Origin of the sequence: Olivibacter sp. CPCC 100613, assembly GCF_036959255.1 — a bacterium.
In the GTDB taxonomy this organism is placed as follows: domain Bacteria; phylum Bacteroidota; class Bacteroidia; order Sphingobacteriales; family Sphingobacteriaceae; genus Olivibacter.
This window is the reverse complement of sequence record NZ_JAWMTI010000005.1, coordinates 263,711-279,785: the sequence shown is the minus strand read 5'-3', so window position 1 is coordinate 279,785 and position 16,075 is coordinate 263,711. Positions and strand designations below refer to the sequence as shown.

The following is a 16,075-nucleotide window of genomic DNA, read 5'->3' as shown; positions in this document are numbered from 1 at the left end:
AATGGTAAATTTGCTTCATATATGATGATTAAAGAATGTAAGTCATTCTTAATCGTACGTGAAGTTGTAAATAAAATTAATATACATGATCGTCGAATTTCTACAAACTTCTTCTCTTTTTAAGGTGTTGACTCTTGAGGATAAAGAATTATGGAATGATTATCTAAGAAAATCATGCGCATACGATTTTTATCAAACGTGGGATTATCATGTACTTGATAAGCAGGGTCAAGTCTTTATGTTCGTGTACGAAAAGAACGACCTTTTTATTGGAATTCCTCTGGTAAGGCGAACAATTGCTGAAACAGGATATTATGACTGTACATGTGTGTATGGTTATGCAGGACCGGTCTCAAATATTGATTTTTCCTTGCTTTCAACGTCATTTATTTGCGAGTTCCATGAAGTGTTTCGTAATTATTTGCTATCGGAGAAAATAGTTACGCTGTTTACAATTCTCAATCCGCTATTTAATCAAGAACCATTGTTCCCAACGTCTTCTTTCGACCTAAAGGTTGTGGGAAAGACCATCGCGATCGATTTGCGGCAACCTCTTGAGCAACAACGATTACAGTACAGAAGGCAGATTAGAATGAAAGTGAATCAATTAAGAAAGAAAGGTTTTACAGTTAAGAAAGCTGATACCAGATCTGAATTAAATGATTTCATCGATATTTACTTCGAAAATATGCTTAAGGTCGGAGCAAATAGTAAGTATTTTTTTGAACATACCTATTTCGAGAAATTTATGGCTTCGGAAGGCTTTTCACCAATGCTTATTGGGGCCTATTATGAGGGACGTATGATTGCGGGCGCAATGGTAGGAATGACGGGCAATATTATGCAACTCCACCTCGCGGGTACTCGAAACGAGTTTTTAAGAGAGTCACCGATGAAACTAATTTTTGACGAAGCGACATTGATCGGGAGGCTCCATAATATGCACTACTTGCATTTAGGTAGTGGCGTTAGTGGTAAGGAAGACTCACTTTTTCATTTTAAGCAAGGTTTTTCAGAAAATCTATATGATTTTACAGTTTGGCGCTATGTAGTGGACGAGCCCGTTTATACCGATATTGTAAAGGAGATGTCGAAGGAAAAGACCGCCCCGGACACTGATCTATTTCCTTTATACAGATTCATGTAATTGTTGGTTAAAATATATCTCTCATGAGGACAAGATATTTGTATTTATTGATTTTCATTTTAGCAATAAGTGACTTATTTATTGTTAACGGTGTTTATTTGACAGGATTTTATTATTTAAGCAGCGAACTAGAATTAAGCGGAATCTACCTTGATGGACTTATTATCAGTAATCTCATATGGATTGTTGCTTCTTTTCTTTGTAAGCTGTATACAGAAAAAACAGTACGAAGAATCGATTTTATTTATTCTTCAACATTAAGAAGCTATTTACTCCATTTTGCATTGTATGCTTGTTACATTACTATTTTTAAAGAAAAAGCAATAGCTCGAGAATTCTTGCTGATCATGTACGTAGGTCTGGCATTAGGTCTGTTTACTAGTAGGTTATTTGGAACCTTCTTTGAAGCAAAGCTATTGAGGCACTTCAAAGCAAGTAAACCGGTAGCGGTATTGGGAATGAATAAGATGGGATTAAGGCTTGCTGCGTTCTTTGAACAAAAAAGAAGTCAGTATGATTTCAATGGATTTCTGGATGATCACCAGGAACTCAGTATAAGTGAAGACGGTCGGTTATTGCCTGTTGTTTGTCAACAAATTGAGGTTGCTGCAAAAAGCGGGGTTCAAGAAGTATATGTGCCATTAACTCCTGAGAATATGGCTAATGCTAATGTGTTACTAAAAGAAGCCGAGAAGCAGTGTGTGAGAATGAAGTTTGTACCGGATCTGACAGGAACATTTGTCACTCCTTTCAAATTGACTTACATGGAAGAATTTCCTGTAATAAGTCTTCGGCATGACCCATTAGAAGAAATCGAAAATCGAGTGAAGAAAAGGATATTTGATATCGTTTTCAGTCTTTTGGTTATTATATTCGTCCTCAGCTGGTTGTTCCCCCTCATTGGAATTATAATAAAGATTCAAAGTCCGGGCCCGATCTTGTTCAAACAAAAGCGAAGTGGGCGAAACAACCAAACCTTTGACTGTTTAAAGTTTAGGAGCATGAAGGTTAATGATGAAAGTGATACGAAGCAGGCTACAAAAGGTGATGATCGCATAACTCCAATTGGTCGGTTTATACGACGAACAAGTTTGGATGAGCTGCCGCAGTTTTTTAATGTTTTATTGGGTGATATGAGTGTAGTAGGCCCGCGCCCGCACATCCTTTCGATGACTGAACAGTATCGGCAGATTATTGATCAGTATATGGTAAGACATTTTCTAAAATCGGGAATCACGGGCTGGGCCCAAGTCAATGGATTTAGAGGGGAAACAAGAGAGCCTGACTTAATGCGCAAACGGGTAGAGTATGACGTATGGTATTTGGAAAATTGGTCTATATGGCTAGATGTAAGAATTGTTATACAGACGGCTATTAATATGGTAAAAGGCGAAGAAAACGCTTATTAAGAAATTATATTATTTTCCAACGTAAAGGGTTGATTTCAATGCTATGAAATCGACCCTTTGTTGTTTGATCTTGTTTGTTTCTCTTGTCGGTCGTTGTTGTTTAATTAACTTAAGCGCAACGAGACCTTCTCATTTTTTCGCGTATATAGATCATCTCCTGGATATGACAAAATTTCATCATCTGTCAAAATATAAGTAAAACAAAGATAAGGGGTGACGAAAGAAACGAGCTCTATAAATAATAGGTTAAAAGATTAGTCTCGAGGATTGTATTACTACAAAAATGAAGGAGCCCTTATCAGCATCTTGTTGATAAGGGCTCCTGTAAAATAGATTGATAAATGGACTTTGTTAATCTCTACAAGGACAATGCAATTCAATTGTTCCTTCTCGGCTTGCTGCAGCCTTGGTTTCTCCATTTTCGGTGTAGTTGAGGTCGGAACTGTTGGTTGAAACAATAAACCAACTCATCGTTTTGTCTGTAAAGGCTGTTACCTCATATTTATCCACCTTTCCGGAATCCCATGTAATATTTACATAGTCTTTCTTGTTTTCACGAGAAATATCCCAATTACCCCATGTGGTTACGTTTGTGAATTTATTCAATCTGGTTACGCGGTGATCGTCCGGAGTGGCTTCGTTTGGCCTAAAGTTGTACTGTATGCTTTTATTTCTGAAATCTTCATACACACCACTAGTTTCATAAACAATAGTTCCATCGCTAGCTTTATACTCGTATTTGGATGAAACGGTATTCCAAACGGTGCGTATAAGCGCTTGATCAACGGTCTTAGGAATCTCCACTCCCGGGTCTTTGGTTTTATCACATGATAAAATAAATAATACCAATGGCAAAAGTAAAATGCGTTTTGACATAATAATAGATGTTTTTAATATTTTAATTACTTTGTCAAATTTCGCAAGTATATCCTAAGAAAATGGGCTTCTAAGAGGATTGTATAAGGAAATAGGAAATTATGGGCAGGAAAATATGAGAATTAACAAAGTGCCTGTCGAGCATTGTGTTGAGGCTGTGCTCAAACTGAGAAAAACAGGAGAATATTTAAAGTATTTTCCTTAGTTATAGTGATATTTTATGTTTTGTGTTATATCTTTAAAGAAAAATCTAATTTAGCCTGTTATTGATGTCTTTATTATGAGAAGGTAGATGAAGAGTACTTGGAGAACGTATTTATCAATGTTTTTTTAAACTTTCAATGATGGAACGAGATTTGTTATTGAAGCAACGTATTTTATTAAAAGGTGGTAAACATATGATGAAAGGAACTATCGGTATAGTTGATGATCAACAATTGTTCTTAAAGACTGTAGGTATGTTTGTCAATACCTTCCCCGATTTTGAGGTGATATTATATGCATCCAACGGGCCGGATTTATTACGGAAATTAAAAACGCAAAACCCCTTACCGGACATTCTACTGATTGATGTAAATATGCCAGAGATGGAAGGGGCAGAAATTGTATCAACAATTAAAAAAACCTATCCCAGCATTAAGATGGCAGCGTTATCCATGATGGAAGATTCCCAGAACGTAATAAGAATGATAAAGGCAGGATGTTGCGCTTATCTTTTGAAGAATATGAACCCAAATGAACTTGAATTGGCATTAAAAGAGATTTTGCTTCGGGGTTTTTATAATACCTATGTTACCAACATGTGTTATCAAGAAATGTTCAATAAGGAGTCCATAGATTTAAAAGATCGAGAAAGAGAATTTTTGGAATTAGCATGTAGTGACCTAACCTATCAGCAGATCGCGTCTAAAATGTTCCTTTCTATCAAAACAATCGATGGTTATCGTGCCGCGCTTTTCGAAAAGTTTCAAGTGAAGAGTAGAGTAGGTTTAGTATTGGAGGCTATACGCCAAAATGTGATATCTGTGTAATCTTAAATTAACATTGCACAGGGTTTTTCCTGTTTAATTTTGCGGTTTTTCCCTTAATATAAGTAGGATAATAAATGTTAATTTGTGCGGTGAAACCGGTATCGGTAGCTGATGGTTTTTTAGTGATGACTGTTAGTCTTATCGGGGGGTGATTGTTCTTTGATTTGCAAATTGGTTGTTAATTTTTCAAGAGAATGGATAATGTCATGCATTGTCAGAACTTCTGAACGAATGCTTCGAGTTTCGCCAGCAGTATTGAGTATAATGTCTCCTTTTTTTAAGGGGGCTTCTAATAATGATGAAGCGGTAGATAGTTCTAAAATAGGTAAATCAGCATCCTGTCTTAAAGATGATATTTTTATATCTTCTTGGCTTTCTGAAAGCAGTCGGTGCTCTGAATTGTTTTCCACGCGAGCGATATACCCGTTGGTAAAAACTTCTAAGGATACAAACACATTATTATAAATGCCATCATAAACACCTTCGATGGAGTTTTGCTTGTTCTCTGTATACATTGTTCGGCAAAACCCCAATTGGATTAAACCATCTCTAATACTGACCATAAATACCAATTGCAAATATAAAATTCTTTCTGCGCACTGATTGACAAAAAGAACATTGTATGTTATATATCGATAACTGTGCCAATTACCAACGGAGAAATAGTGCGGAGCTTGCGTTTTTGTATCGTAGGGCTTCTTATGATTTAAATTGCTTAAGTTTGACATTAAAAGAACATTTTTAACACTGACATTTATGAAGATTTGTATTTTTTTAGAAGATTTTTAATGAAGGATTTAAGGATAAAACAAACACCTGGGAAATCTTTTATCGATCTGAAGCCTACGAATGATGATCACGTAAGACAGAATAATTTATTGCTGTCAGTGAATGAGTGGTCGGGTGAGGGCAACAAAGTGTGTAGTGTTTATTTAAATATTGAACAAACAAGTGCACTTTATGAATATTTAAGATCTTTTTTGGAGGAGCGGAGTGAAGCATTAGCGTATCATCATTTAGAAATAAAAGAAAAGAGAAGTATTTTGAAAGACGTTTACCAAGAATCTAAGGATAGTGGTTTGATAACCAGCAGTCAAATAAACAACTTGAGTAAAATCGGTGTTCCAATTGTTTCACTATTGGCAAGAGATCTTCAGGTTCCCGCACAAGAAATTGTAGAAATAGCGGAAAGCAATCCCTTACCTTTTGCGCTTTTGAATAAGCACTTCCGGGCTTGTTGGGAATCTGTTCTTACAGAACCTTTCCCTGCTAATTATTTGTTGTAATTGGGGATGCAGCAACGAGGCTGGAGAGATAGAGCCTCTGAGTAAGTAAAATTGTAATTTGTAACTTACGCAATAGTATTTCAATAAATGGATAGAAAAATAAACTGGGTTGGTCAGTATGAATGAAGAGATAAAAATTTTATACTTGGATGATGAAGTGAACAACTTGGTCGCGTTTAAAGCATACTTTCGACTGGACTATCAGATTTTTGTAGCTGAAAATACAAACGAGGCACTAAAGATATTAGAAGAGCATACTGATTTGCGAATTATTTTTACAGATCAGCGTATGCCGGATAAGTTAGGTACCGATTTTTTGGATGAAATTCGCGTGATTTATCCATTGCCTGTTCGAATTCTTCTAACGGCTTATGCGGATGACCTTAACACAGCGATTGATGCAATCAACAAAGGGAATGTCTATCGTTATGTGAAAAAGCCGTGGTCGGTTGAAGCTATTTCGGCAGTTATAATGGATGCCAATAGATATTATCTGACTAATTCCTTGCTTTCGGTTAAAAATAAAGAGCTAGAGCAAGCATATAATGAACTAGATAAATTTGCACATAGTGTGAGTCACGATATACGCGGACCACTAGCAGGTATCATGGCCGCTGCCCAATTAGCACAAGACATAAGTGATCTAAATGAAATCGGAGAACTGTTACAGATCATTGTCAATTCTGCCGAAAAACTTGATCGCTATATTTTAACAATACACGATTATTACAGTGTTCGCAGAGGAGAGTTCAATATTGTGGATATTAATCTTAATACATTAGCGGACGATTTGCGGGTAATGTACGAGGCAATTGCCAATGCAAAAGGTATACGATTTACAATTACGATTAACAATTCCGATGTTTTCAGGTCTGATGAAGTTTCGGTGAAGCTTGTGTTGAATAACTTATTATCTAATGCGTTTAAATATCAAAAGAAAGATTACAATTATAAATATGTACACCTGGAAATGGGTGTAGAGAGAGGGGTTGCCACCTTTGTCGTTAAGGACTCGGGAATAGGCATTCCCGAAAAATACTTGGGAGAGATTTTTAAATTATTTTTTAGAGCTACGTTGCTCGAAGCAGGTAGCGGTCTTGGACTTTATAACGTTAAGAATATTTTAACCAAGTTAGGTGGGCAGATAACAGTAAATTCTGTGGAAAATGTTGGTACTGAGTTTATTGTGTCTATCCCGACGAAGTGATTTAATGTTAAGCCAAAAGATTTAAATTGAATATTAATGTATTGTTAGATAAATGAAATATCCTTTTATAGTTATTGATGATAGTCCGATCGATTGTCTCATTGTTAAGAAAGTCATCGGTTTTAGTGGAAAGAGTTCGGATGTAAGGGTTTTTAATGATGCCACGCTTGCTCTTCAATATATAGAAAATGAAGAGGAATGCAAACGCACGTCTATTTCTTTTATAACATTGGATATTATGATGCCAATCATGAATGGTTTTGAGTTTTTAGATAAATTTATAGATCTGCCTAAATCGATTCAAGATAGATATAAAATCATTATTTTATCTTTATCTAATAATGAACATACATTAAAAAGATTGCAAAAATACAGTGTGATAGAGGCAATTGTAGAGAAGCCAATTACCATGGATAAATTTGCTGCTGTTATCGGGAAATTTAACGGATAGCGTTTTCAAGCGTAAAGAATTCTATTTTATCTGAATATTGTAACATAAAGTCATCAAATGGCAAAAATACAACTAGAGGCTGTGGAAATGAGTTTTCAACCGATCATCTTTAGAAGAAAGTATCCGAAGGATAGCGAAGAAATGGATGAATTATTGGCAGCAAATAATGCTATCCAATTAATCGATACCATTGACATGCAACTGGCCGAATTAGTGAAAATTGAAAACCCATCGGAGACTTTTGATGAGCGTAAATTAAGAACATACATAGACACGTATGTACAGCCCCTTTCGTTTTTCGATTTTGGGGCGTGGGTTTATTATCCTTGGTTAAAAAAAATGGTACATCTATTGGATGAAACCGAGTTTATCAAGGTGAGAACGAGTAGAAATGTTTACAAAATAGAACCGAATGAAATAGATATACTGAATAAAAAGAAAGTCGGAATTATTGGGCTGTCAGTTGGACAGAGTATTGCGCTAACAATGGCAATGGAACGTAATTGTGGAGAACTCCGCTTGGCTGATTTTGATACAATCGAATTGAGTAACATGAATCGTATTCGTGTAGGTGTACAGGATTTAGGACAGAGTAAAGCTGTTATCGCGGCTCGACAAATTGCCGAATTAGATCCTTATATAAAGGTGCGTTGTTTTATAGAGGGGCTGACTACTCACAATATGGATCAATTCTTACTCGACGGAGGAAAATTAGATATGTTGGTGGAAGAATGCGACGGAATTGATATGAAGATCATCAGCCGACTGAAGGCGAGAGCGTATGGTATACCGGTGATTATGGATACCAATGATAAAGGAATGCTGGATATCGAACGTTTCGATTTGGAAAGAGAACGCCCTATTCTTCATGGCCGATTAAAGCGAATAGAAGGATTTTCCATTCAAGAAATGGAGACGCAGCTAAAAGAATTAAACCTTGAACAAAAGATAGAATACCTAATCGATATTATAGGTTTTGAGAATGTTTCGGAGGCAATGAAACGATCACTTCATTACATGAGAAAAACTATAATAGGATGGCCACAACTGGCGTCAGCCGTGACTTTAGGGGGGGCGATGGTTACGGATGTTACAAGGCGAGTATTTCTCGATAAATTCAATCAGTCAGGGCGATATTTTGTCGATTTCGAGTCGCTAATTCATAATGCTAAAGTAGATTAAAATGATCCACATACGAACTTTTAGAGCACCAGATGATCCGGAAGCCTGCGAAAAGTTCATAGTTGGGCATAGAAAACTATTGGAAATTTTTGGAATTAGTCAAATTACCTCTAATCGGCAAGATTGGGTGGACGATAAGGACACCGTTGTTATTTTGGTTGAAAACATAGAAACGAAAACAGTATATGGTGGCGCACGCGTACAGATGGCCAATAGTAAGTATGCTTTGCCAATAGAGACGGCAATTGGAAGATATGATGCTAAAATTTACGACTTAATAAAACAAGATCAGTCACGTGGAGGAACTTGTGAAATATGTGGTTTATGGAATTCAAGAGAAGTAGCTGGGATGGGTATCGGAAGCTATATTCTTTCCAGAGTTGGTGTTGCAATTACCAAACAGTTACCGGTAGTTAGTCTTTTTGTCTTATGCGCACCCATTACGGTAAAAATGGGCGTACGTTTAGGATGTAAAGTGGAAAAGACCTTAGGAAACAATGGGTTGTTTTATTATCCAAAAGATGATTTGATCGCAACCGTGATGCGCATGGAGGATATAAATGATCTATCAATGGCAACAGATTTGGAAAGGGAAAAAATTCTTTCTTTGAGAGATAACCCACATCAACGAGTATTGGAACGAGGACCTAAAGGTGAATACCCAGTAACCTATGATCTCGTTATTCCAAACTTTCCTTCATCTTGATTAATGTAAAAAGATTGGAAGTGATGAATAAACCTAGGATCCATTTGAAGTTCGGAACTTTTTTAATAGTCCTTTGTGCGCTGATGTGTCTTTGCAAGATGGGATACACAAATGTGCGCGATAATCACGATAATATCGTTTATTTTGATAACACCGAGCACAACATCTTATTAAATCGTCACATCTCCCTTTATAAAGATCCTTCAAGAAGTTTGCCCATTCAAGCAGTTCAGAAACAGGTTTTTACGGTTTATCCCAAAGATGGAATCATCAACCTAGGCGCCACAAAAGATAACGTATGGCTCAAATTTACACTCCAAAATAATTCAAATGATGAAAATTTGTATTTGCTGTTGCAACAGGCCACTATTGATGAGGCTGTCATTTTTGTGGAGGATGCAAAAGGTGAAATTTTAATCGATACATTGGGGAAATATAAACCCTTTGAGCAGCGGAAAGTTTATGCACCCGATTATATTTTTCCCATTGATTTGAAAAAAGATAGTATAGCTCATATTTATCTCTGCGTTTCTTCTAATGATCAGATGCAGCTACCCTTATATGTTGGTTCCGAGAAGCAAATTTTGGCAAAGATGTCGACAAAAAATCTTTTATTCGGACTGTATGCTGGCGCTGTATTGATTATGATGTTATATAATCTCTTTATCGGTCTGTCGACACGGAATGGCAGTTATATCTATTATATTGTCTACATATTTACCGTAGGGCTTACACAGGCAATGTTCCAGGGCTATGCCTATATGTATCTTTGGCCTAACAGTCCTTGGATGGCAAGTCGGAGCTCAATCATTATTCCTTTTTTTTCAGGGTTAGCAACCATCGCTTTTATTAAAACCTTTTTACATACCAAAACCAATACCCCCAAACTGGATAAGGGAATCAACGTAATAATCCTATGTTATTTTGTTGGTTTGTTGGTTGGTCTGGTTGATGTGTTCCTAGGGACAATTGTTTTGCAGACCATGGCCTCGCTTGGCATTATATATGTGTTATACGTCGTTAATCAAATTCGAAAAAAAGGATACCGACCAGCAGTTTTTTTCTTAATTGCATTTACGTTATTCTTCACCTGTGTTATAGCCTTTGTTCTTCGTAATTTTAATATAATTCCTTATAATGCTTTCACAGCCTATATTCTCGAAATAGGTTCTATCGTAGAGATTTCCTTACTTTCATTCGCCTTAGCCGATCGTATCAATTTCTATCGAAAAGAAAAGGAGGCATCTCAGGCCCAAGCATTACGAATATCGCAAGAAAACGCAAGAATCATTAGGGAACAGAATGTCTTGTTGGAAACTGAAGTTGACAAACGGACCAAAGATTTGAAAAAAACCAATGAGAGCTTAAATGAAGCTATGTATAACCTAAAACAGGCACAAGCACATTTGGTTGAATCCGAAAAGCTAGCTTCATTAGGTATGTTAACGGCGGGTATAGCGCATGAAATTAATAACCCCATCAACTTTGTAACTGCTAGTATAAAGCCTTTAAGCAGGGATGTAGATCAATTAATTGAAACACTATTGGTTATAGAAAAAATAGCACTTAAGGATATTTCGATAGAGGAAAAAATAGCCGAACTAGAGCACTATAAAGAAGATATTGATTTAAGCTTTCTGAAAGAGGAAATTAAATCGTTGCTAAAGGGAATACAGGAAGGGGCTTTTAGAACTGCAGAAATTGTAAAAAGTTTACGGGTCTTTTCCAGAGTAGACGAAGATGATCTAAAACTGGCTGATGTTAATTTAGGCTTAGAATCAACTTTGGTGATTTTAAATAGTATGTTTAAGGATCGAATTCAGATAAAAAGACATTATGATGAAATTCCTTATGTCGAATGTTTTCCAGGGAAATTGAATCAGGTGTTTTTAAATTTATTGACGAATGCTTTCTATGCTATTGATGAGAAATTTAAAGGAAAGCAAGGTGGAAAGATTACGATTAGAACCTATTATAAGGAGGATTTAGTATACATCTCAATAAAGGACAATGGAATAGGAATTAAGGAAGAGCTGAAAAATAAAGTTTTTGATCCCTTCTTCACAACCAAGGATGTAGGCGAGGGAACGGGTTTGGGACTTGCCATTGTTTCGCAAACAGTGGCAAAGCATAATGGAACTATTTCCCTTCTTACGGAAGAAGATAAAGGCTGTGAGTTCATTATTAAAATACCCGCTGTCCAATCTCAATCAAGCGACAATTCAGTAAAAGGTGAGGATATTCAATCAGGAGAGCAATTTCTGTCGAAGTAAAAATTCCAATTGTTCGTTTGTAATAGACAAAAGCTGATTTTCATCTTTCATCTTTTTCTTTTCAAGATAAAGCTGATAGGCCTTTTGTATCGTATTATCCAACTCTTCTTCATTCCATGGTTTAGTAAGGTAGTGGAAAATCTTTCCCTTGTTAATTGCGTCTATAACAGCCGCCATATCCGTGTAACCGGTTAAAAGAATACGAATCGGATCAGGATGTGTTTCTATAATCTGTTCAAGGAATTCAACACCCGTCATTCTCGGCATACGCTGGTCTGTGATAATAATGTCAAATTCATTGTTCTTAAGCTTTTCAATAGCTTCCAGCCCACCAATGGCAGTCTCAATCTTATATTTAGTCCGAAAGGTTGCTTTAAATGATATCAGATTGTGTTCCTCATCGTCTACAAAGAGGATTCGAATTTTCTGCGGTTCCATAATGATCCATTTTAATAAATATACCTTAACAATTCTTCTGCCAACACGGTTCTAAAAAAGGTAAACATTCCACTACGGAAGGTAAAAAGCATCTTGTGTCGCCTGTTTATACTTTAATGTACTTGCTAATATAAATAAAAGTAGAAAAATAATACTGCATTAATGGCGCTATCCTGAAAATAGCATGCAGGCGAAGCAAAATAATTTTAGAAAAGCTATCTTGCAAAAGTAAAAAGCAAATGTTGATAAAATGGATAAAATCAAAATTTTAGTGGTTGGATGTGGCAATATGGGAGCGTCACATGCAAAAGCCTATCATTCAATGGATAAGTTTGAGATTTGCGGATTGGTTTCCACAGGTAAAAGCAAAGAACTGCTGAATAATGAATTAGGTGGCCGGTATGCATTGTACGATAACTACGAAGAAGCTTTACACCAAGCAAAACCGCAAGCTGTTTGTATAGCGACTTATCCGGATACGCACGAAGATTTTGCCATAAAGGCATTCCAAGCAGGATGCCATGTTTTCATAGAGAAGCCTTTAGCAGATACCATAAACGGGGCGGAAAGAGTGGTGGCTGCAGCAAATAAATATAATAAAAAGCTGATCGTGGGTTATATTTTGCGCTATCACCCTTCTTGGGAACTGTTTATCGAGCAAGGACAGAAATTGGGTAAACCCTTGGTGATGCGAATGAACTTAAATCAACAAAGTCAAGGTTATATGTGGAAAGTGCATCAAAATTTGATGAAGAGTTTAAGCCCCATTGTAGATTGTGGTGTGCATTATATTGATGTTATGTGCCAGATGACCGATTCAAAACCTGTTCAAGTGAGCGCAATTGGTGCGAGACTGACGGATGATATTCCGGCTGGCAATTACAATTATGGCCAATTACAAATTAGGTTTGAAGATGGCTCTGTGGGCTGGTATGAAGCTGGATGGGGGCCCATGATCAGTGAAACTGCCTTTTTTATAAAGGACGTGATCGGGCCTAAAGGCGCTGTGTCTATTGTCGCAAAAGAAGCCTCAAAAGCAGGAAAATCTGATACGGTAGAATCACATACAAGAACAGAATCTCTTAAAATTCATGATGCGAAAATAGACGAAAACGGCACTTTTGTTCATGAAGATACGTGGGTTAATTTAGATGATGAGCCAGATCATCAAGAGTTGTGTAATCGCGAACAACAGTTTTTTTTACGAGCCATTGTAGAAAATCTAGATCTAACAAAAGCCAACTTGGACGCAATAAATAGTTTGCGTATTGCATTAGCCTGCGATGAATCGGTACGAACAGGAAAAGTGGTTACCTTGTAAAAAAGTTACGCAGATCATTTTCATAAAAAATCGGTTTTTTGCTATTAATTGTTTGAGAATAAGTGTGGTAGGTGTAACATAAAATGTACGTTTCGAGATAATGATTGGTTAGAACAGTAAATAAATTTAATATTGTTTTACCGAATTATAACCGCGATTGTCACAAAAGCGTACAGATATGTTATTTAATTCCATTAGTTTCGCTATTTTTTTACCGATTGTTTTCGTTTTCTACTGGTTCGTAGTAAATAGATCACTTAAGCAACAAAATATACTCTTATTGATAGCAAGCTATTATTTCTATAGTTGCTGGGATTGGCGATTTTTATTTTTACTTGCTTTTTCTACTTTTCTTGATTACTTCACCGGCCTTAAAATTTATCGTGCTGAGCATACGAAAAGTAGAAAATTCTGGCTTGTTTTGAGTATAGGTATTAATTTAGGCTTTCTCGCCTTTTTCAAATATTATAATTTTTTTGTGGAATCTTTCGGCGATTTGATCAGCCGGTTTGGGTTTAAGCCAAATACATCCACCTTGAATATTATTCTTCCTGTAGGTATTTCCTTTTACACATTTCATGGATTATCTTACGTTCTGGATATCTATAATAGAAAAATTGAACCCAGCACAAATTGGGTACACTATTCATTATTTGTCAGTTTTTTTCCGCTCTTAGTTGCGGGTCCTATAGAAAGGGCGACACATCTATTGCCTCAAGTAAAGAGAATGCGGAAATTTGATTATTCTAGGGCCGTTGATGGTTTAAAGCAAATACTTTGGGGCTTTATAAAAAAAATAGTCATTGCCGATAATTGTGCTGAATACGTTAATATAATTTTTGATGGTTCTTCAACGTATTCAAGTGGAGTACTAATCATAGGTGCTATTCTGTTTGCTTTTCAAATCTATGGTGATTTTTCGGGTTATTCTGATATTGCCCTAGGTGTAGCGCGATTGTTTGGGTTCGAATTGTTGAAAAACTTTAACTTCCCGTACTTCTCAAGAGACATTGCTGAATTTTGGCGTAGATGGCATATTTCTTTATCATCGTGGTTCAAAGATTATCTGTATATACCCTTGGGTGGAAGTAGGGGTGGATTATGGATGAGTATACGTAATACATTCATCATATTTCTGGTAAGTGGTTTTTGGCATGGTGCAAATTGGACTTTTATTGCGTGGGGAGGGTTAAATGCTTTATTTATTATGCCTTCAATAATTTTTAAAACAAATCGGGCAAATCTTGATATTGTTGCAAAAGGGCGCTTGTTTCCCTCTTGGGGAGAATTGCTCCAAATAATGATCACCTTTGCATTGACTACCTTCGCATGGATTTTCTTTCGGGCCTCTAGCCTTGAACATGCCTTTCAATATATAGCGGGCATTTTTTTTAATATGGGAGATCAATTTAACCCTTTGCAGTCGCTGGAGCTAAGAGGAATCATCGTTTGCTTCTTACTTATTATACCCTTTATGGTTGTGGAGTGGCTAGGGCGTGAACAAAATTATGCAATAGAGAAAATAGGTGTTGTCTGGCCTAGAATGATACGTTGGTCCTTTTATTCCTTTATGATTTTTGTTATCCTCATGTATATGCAAACTGGAGGAACGGAGTTTATATATTTTCAATTTTAAGATGAGACTGTGTGAGCAGCCATGTAAAAAGAACCTGAAGAAAGGATCGATCTATCTGCCAGCCGTAGATAACGAAGCCATTTGTGTCACAGAGATGTTTTACGCATAAATAATTATTCGAATGAAAAAGTTTTTAATATCACTCATCTCCTTTGTCGGAATAGCTTGTGTTACCTGCTTCATGGGGTTAATTGTTTTTGGACGCTTCGCCCCTTTTTCAATTCGCCCGAATTTACCTTACGTCTTAGGCGGGGTAGGTTATTCCTACACAAGGTTTGACGAAGCAAAAAAGGTTGAAAAAAATGTTGATGTTCTTGTAGTGGGGTCATCCCACGCTTACCGTGGTTATGATCCTCGTATTTTTGCAAAACAAAGGTGGAAGCTCTTTAATCTTGGCTCTTCTTCTCAAACACCGATTCAGACCGCTTACCTCTTTACGAAGTACATGGCTAGATTTCAGCCTAAATTAGTAATTATTGATGTTTACCCCATTTTGTTTAAATCCGACGGCATTGAGTCTGTGATCGATCTGGTATCGAATGCTGAGCTTGATACAGGACTTGTGAATTTGAGTTTATCCCATAATAATATTAGCATATACAATACGTTGTTCTATCGAGCACTTGCCGATGTTTTGGAATTCAATGACGATTTTAAAGAGGAAAATCCCAACAAAAATGGAGACTTGTATGTGTCTGGAGGATATGTGCAATCGACAGATCGTTTCAAGGGAGCGAAGTATTATAAGTCTGTAAATTATTCATTTTTGCCAGATCAAATAAGGGCATTCGAGCGAATAATCCATACACTGAAGGAAAGGAAGATTCCTTATCTGATTCTGCAATCACCCATCCCACAAGCGAAATACAAACATGTTACCAATAATATATTTGCAGACAAACTCTTTGCTAAGTACGGATTTTATCGAAACGCCAACGAGCATTTGAAATTACCGGACAGTTGTTTTTTGGATGAAAGTCACCTTAATCAGTTTGGAGTTAATCATTACAACAAATATGTGATTGATTTGATAAAGAACTACGGCTTTTTAAAAGCCCGGGATAAAAATTATCAATTAGCAACTAATACACACCTCTAGTGCTAATATTAGG

The 16,075-nt window shown here is 36.5% G+C and carries 15 protein-coding genes; 12 read left to right on the top strand and 3 right to left on the bottom strand.

Annotated elements, in window-relative coordinates:
- The first annotated feature begins 85 nt into the window (after window positions 1-85).
- On the top strand, window positions 86-1,147 hold the full coding sequence (locus RYH73_RS17410; RefSeq protein WP_335314729.1) for a GNAT family N-acetyltransferase: 1,062 nt from the start codon (window positions 86-88) through the stop codon (window positions 1,145-1,147).
- A 23-nt stretch (window positions 1,148-1,170) separates the two neighbouring features.
- Complete coding sequence (locus tag RYH73_RS17405; protein ID WP_335314728.1) at window positions 1,171-2,556, top strand: undecaprenyl-phosphate glucose phosphotransferase; 1,386 nt, start codon at window positions 1,171-1,173, stop codon at window positions 2,554-2,556.
- A 351-nt stretch (window positions 2,557-2,907) separates the two neighbouring features.
- Here the strand turns inward: RYH73_RS17405 and RYH73_RS17400 are convergent, their stop codons facing one another.
- Complete coding sequence (locus RYH73_RS17400; protein ID WP_335314727.1) at window positions 2,908-3,432, bottom strand: hypothetical protein; 525 nt, start codon at window positions 3,430-3,432, stop codon at window positions 2,908-2,910.
- Window positions 3,433-3,773: 341 nt separating this feature from the next.
- On the opposite strand from RYH73_RS17400, the gene RYH73_RS17395 reads away from it, so the two are divergent.
- Complete coding sequence (locus tag RYH73_RS17395) at window positions 3,774-4,463, top strand: response regulator transcription factor (protein WP_335314726.1); 690 nt, start codon at window positions 3,774-3,776, stop codon at window positions 4,461-4,463.
- A gap of 119 nt (window positions 4,464-4,582) precedes the next feature.
- Here the strand turns inward: RYH73_RS17395 and RYH73_RS17390 are convergent, their stop codons facing one another.
- Window positions 4,583-5,191 carry a hypothetical protein gene (locus RYH73_RS17390; protein WP_335314725.1) on the bottom strand — a complete coding sequence of 203 codons (609 nt, stop codon included), beginning with the start codon at window positions 5,189-5,191 and terminating at the stop codon, window positions 4,583-4,585.
- Between the two features lie 60 nt (window positions 5,192-5,251).
- Here RYH73_RS17390 and RYH73_RS17385 point away from each other — a divergent pair, with 60 nt between their 5' ends.
- The 6 genes from RYH73_RS17385 to RYH73_RS17360 all read left to right on the top strand — a co-directional run bounded on the left by RYH73_RS17385 (window position 5,252) and on the right by RYH73_RS17360 (window position 11,568).
- Window positions 5,252-5,749, top strand: a complete 498-nt coding sequence (locus tag RYH73_RS17385; protein WP_335314724.1) for a hypothetical protein — start codon at window positions 5,252-5,254, stop codon at window positions 5,747-5,749.
- A gap of 118 nt (window positions 5,750-5,867) precedes the next feature.
- Complete coding sequence (locus RYH73_RS17380; RefSeq protein ID WP_335314723.1) at window positions 5,868-6,956, top strand: hybrid sensor histidine kinase/response regulator; 1,089 nt, start codon at window positions 5,868-5,870, stop codon at window positions 6,954-6,956.
- A 52-nt stretch (window positions 6,957-7,008) separates the two neighbouring features.
- Entirely contained in the window at window positions 7,009-7,407 is a 399-nt protein-coding gene (locus tag RYH73_RS17375; RefSeq protein ID WP_335314722.1) for a response regulator, read from the top strand.
- A 57-nt stretch (window positions 7,408-7,464) separates the two neighbouring features.
- On the top strand, window positions 7,465-8,589 hold the full coding sequence (locus tag RYH73_RS17370; RefSeq protein ID WP_335314721.1) for a ThiF family adenylyltransferase: 1,125 nt from the start codon (window positions 7,465-7,467) through the stop codon (window positions 8,587-8,589).
- Window position 8,590: 1 nt separating this feature from the next.
- Complete coding sequence (locus RYH73_RS17365; protein WP_335314720.1) at window positions 8,591-9,295, top strand: hypothetical protein; 705 nt, start codon at window positions 8,591-8,593, stop codon at window positions 9,293-9,295.
- 98 nt (window positions 9,296-9,393) lie between these two features.
- A complete protein-coding gene (locus tag RYH73_RS17360; RefSeq protein ID WP_335314719.1) occupies window positions 9,394-11,568 on the top strand; it encodes a sensor histidine kinase in 2,175 nt (724 codons plus the stop codon).
- On the opposite strand, the gene RYH73_RS17355 is transcribed toward RYH73_RS17360, so the two are convergent.
- Window positions 11,542-12,006, bottom strand: coding sequence for a response regulator (locus RYH73_RS17355; RefSeq protein ID WP_335314718.1), 465 nt, complete (start codon window positions 12,004-12,006; stop codon window positions 11,542-11,544). The two genes, RYH73_RS17360 and RYH73_RS17355, sit on opposite strands and share 27 nt — an antisense overlap.
- Window positions 12,007-12,256: 250 nt before the next feature.
- Here RYH73_RS17355 and RYH73_RS17350 point away from each other — a divergent pair, with 250 nt between their 5' ends.
- From RYH73_RS17350 to RYH73_RS17340, 3 genes are all read left to right on the top strand, one after another.
- Window positions 12,257-13,327 (top strand): Gfo/Idh/MocA family protein, encoded by a 1,071-nt coding sequence (locus RYH73_RS17350; RefSeq protein WP_335314717.1) that lies wholly within the window; start codon window positions 12,257-12,259, stop codon window positions 13,325-13,327.
- Between the two features lie 178 nt (window positions 13,328-13,505).
- On the top strand, window positions 13,506-14,963 hold the full coding sequence (locus RYH73_RS17345; RefSeq protein WP_335314716.1) for an MBOAT family O-acyltransferase: 1,458 nt from the start codon (window positions 13,506-13,508) through the stop codon (window positions 14,961-14,963).
- 121 nt (window positions 14,964-15,084) lie between these two features.
- The gene (locus tag RYH73_RS17340; RefSeq protein ID WP_335314715.1) at window positions 15,085-16,062 is read left to right on the top strand and encodes a hypothetical protein; all 978 of its coding nucleotides are present in this window, start codon (window positions 15,085-15,087) and stop codon (window positions 16,060-16,062) included.
- The last annotated feature ends 13 nt before the right edge of the window (window positions 16,063-16,075 follow it).

What these genes read in the sequence shown, in the direction of transcription:
- RYH73_RS17370 (WP_335314721.1), top strand. Translation starts at nt 7,465, where the DNA reads ATGGCAAAAATACAACTAGAGGCTGTGGAAATGAGTTTTCAACCGATC.
- RYH73_RS17410 (WP_335314729.1), top strand. Translation starts at nt 86, where the DNA reads ATGATCGTCGAATTTCTACAAACTTCTTCTCTTTTTAAGGTGTTGACT.
- RYH73_RS17400 (WP_335314727.1), bottom strand. Translation starts at nt 3,432, where the DNA reads ATGTCAAAACGCATTTTACTTTTGCCATTGGTATTATTTATTTTATCA.
- RYH73_RS17380 (WP_335314723.1), top strand. Translation starts at nt 5,868, where the DNA reads ATGAATGAAGAGATAAAAATTTTATACTTGGATGATGAAGTGAACAAC.
- RYH73_RS17340 (WP_335314715.1), top strand. Translation starts at nt 15,085, where the DNA reads ATGAAAAAGTTTTTAATATCACTCATCTCCTTTGTCGGAATAGCTTGT.
- RYH73_RS17385 (WP_335314724.1), top strand. Translation starts at nt 5,252, where the DNA reads ATGAAGGATTTAAGGATAAAACAAACACCTGGGAAATCTTTTATCGAT.
- RYH73_RS17350 (WP_335314717.1), top strand. Translation starts at nt 12,257, where the DNA reads ATGGATAAAATCAAAATTTTAGTGGTTGGATGTGGCAATATGGGAGCG.
- RYH73_RS17360 (WP_335314719.1), top strand. Translation starts at nt 9,394, where the DNA reads ATGGGATACACAAATGTGCGCGATAATCACGATAATATCGTTTATTTT.
- RYH73_RS17375 (WP_335314722.1), top strand. Translation starts at nt 7,009, where the DNA reads ATGAAATATCCTTTTATAGTTATTGATGATAGTCCGATCGATTGTCTC.
- RYH73_RS17365 (WP_335314720.1), top strand. Translation starts at nt 8,591, where the DNA reads ATGATCCACATACGAACTTTTAGAGCACCAGATGATCCGGAAGCCTGC.
- RYH73_RS17355 (WP_335314718.1), bottom strand. Translation starts at nt 12,006, where the DNA reads ATGGAACCGCAGAAAATTCGAATCCTCTTTGTAGACGATGAGGAACAC.
- RYH73_RS17395 (WP_335314726.1), top strand. Translation starts at nt 3,774, where the DNA reads ATGATGGAACGAGATTTGTTATTGAAGCAACGTATTTTATTAAAAGGT.
- RYH73_RS17390 (WP_335314725.1), bottom strand. Translation starts at nt 5,191, where the DNA reads ATGTCAAACTTAAGCAATTTAAATCATAAGAAGCCCTACGATACAAAA.
- RYH73_RS17345 (WP_335314716.1), top strand. Translation starts at nt 13,506, where the DNA reads ATGTTATTTAATTCCATTAGTTTCGCTATTTTTTTACCGATTGTTTTC.
- RYH73_RS17405 (WP_335314728.1), top strand. Translation starts at nt 1,171, where the DNA reads ATGAGGACAAGATATTTGTATTTATTGATTTTCATTTTAGCAATAAGT.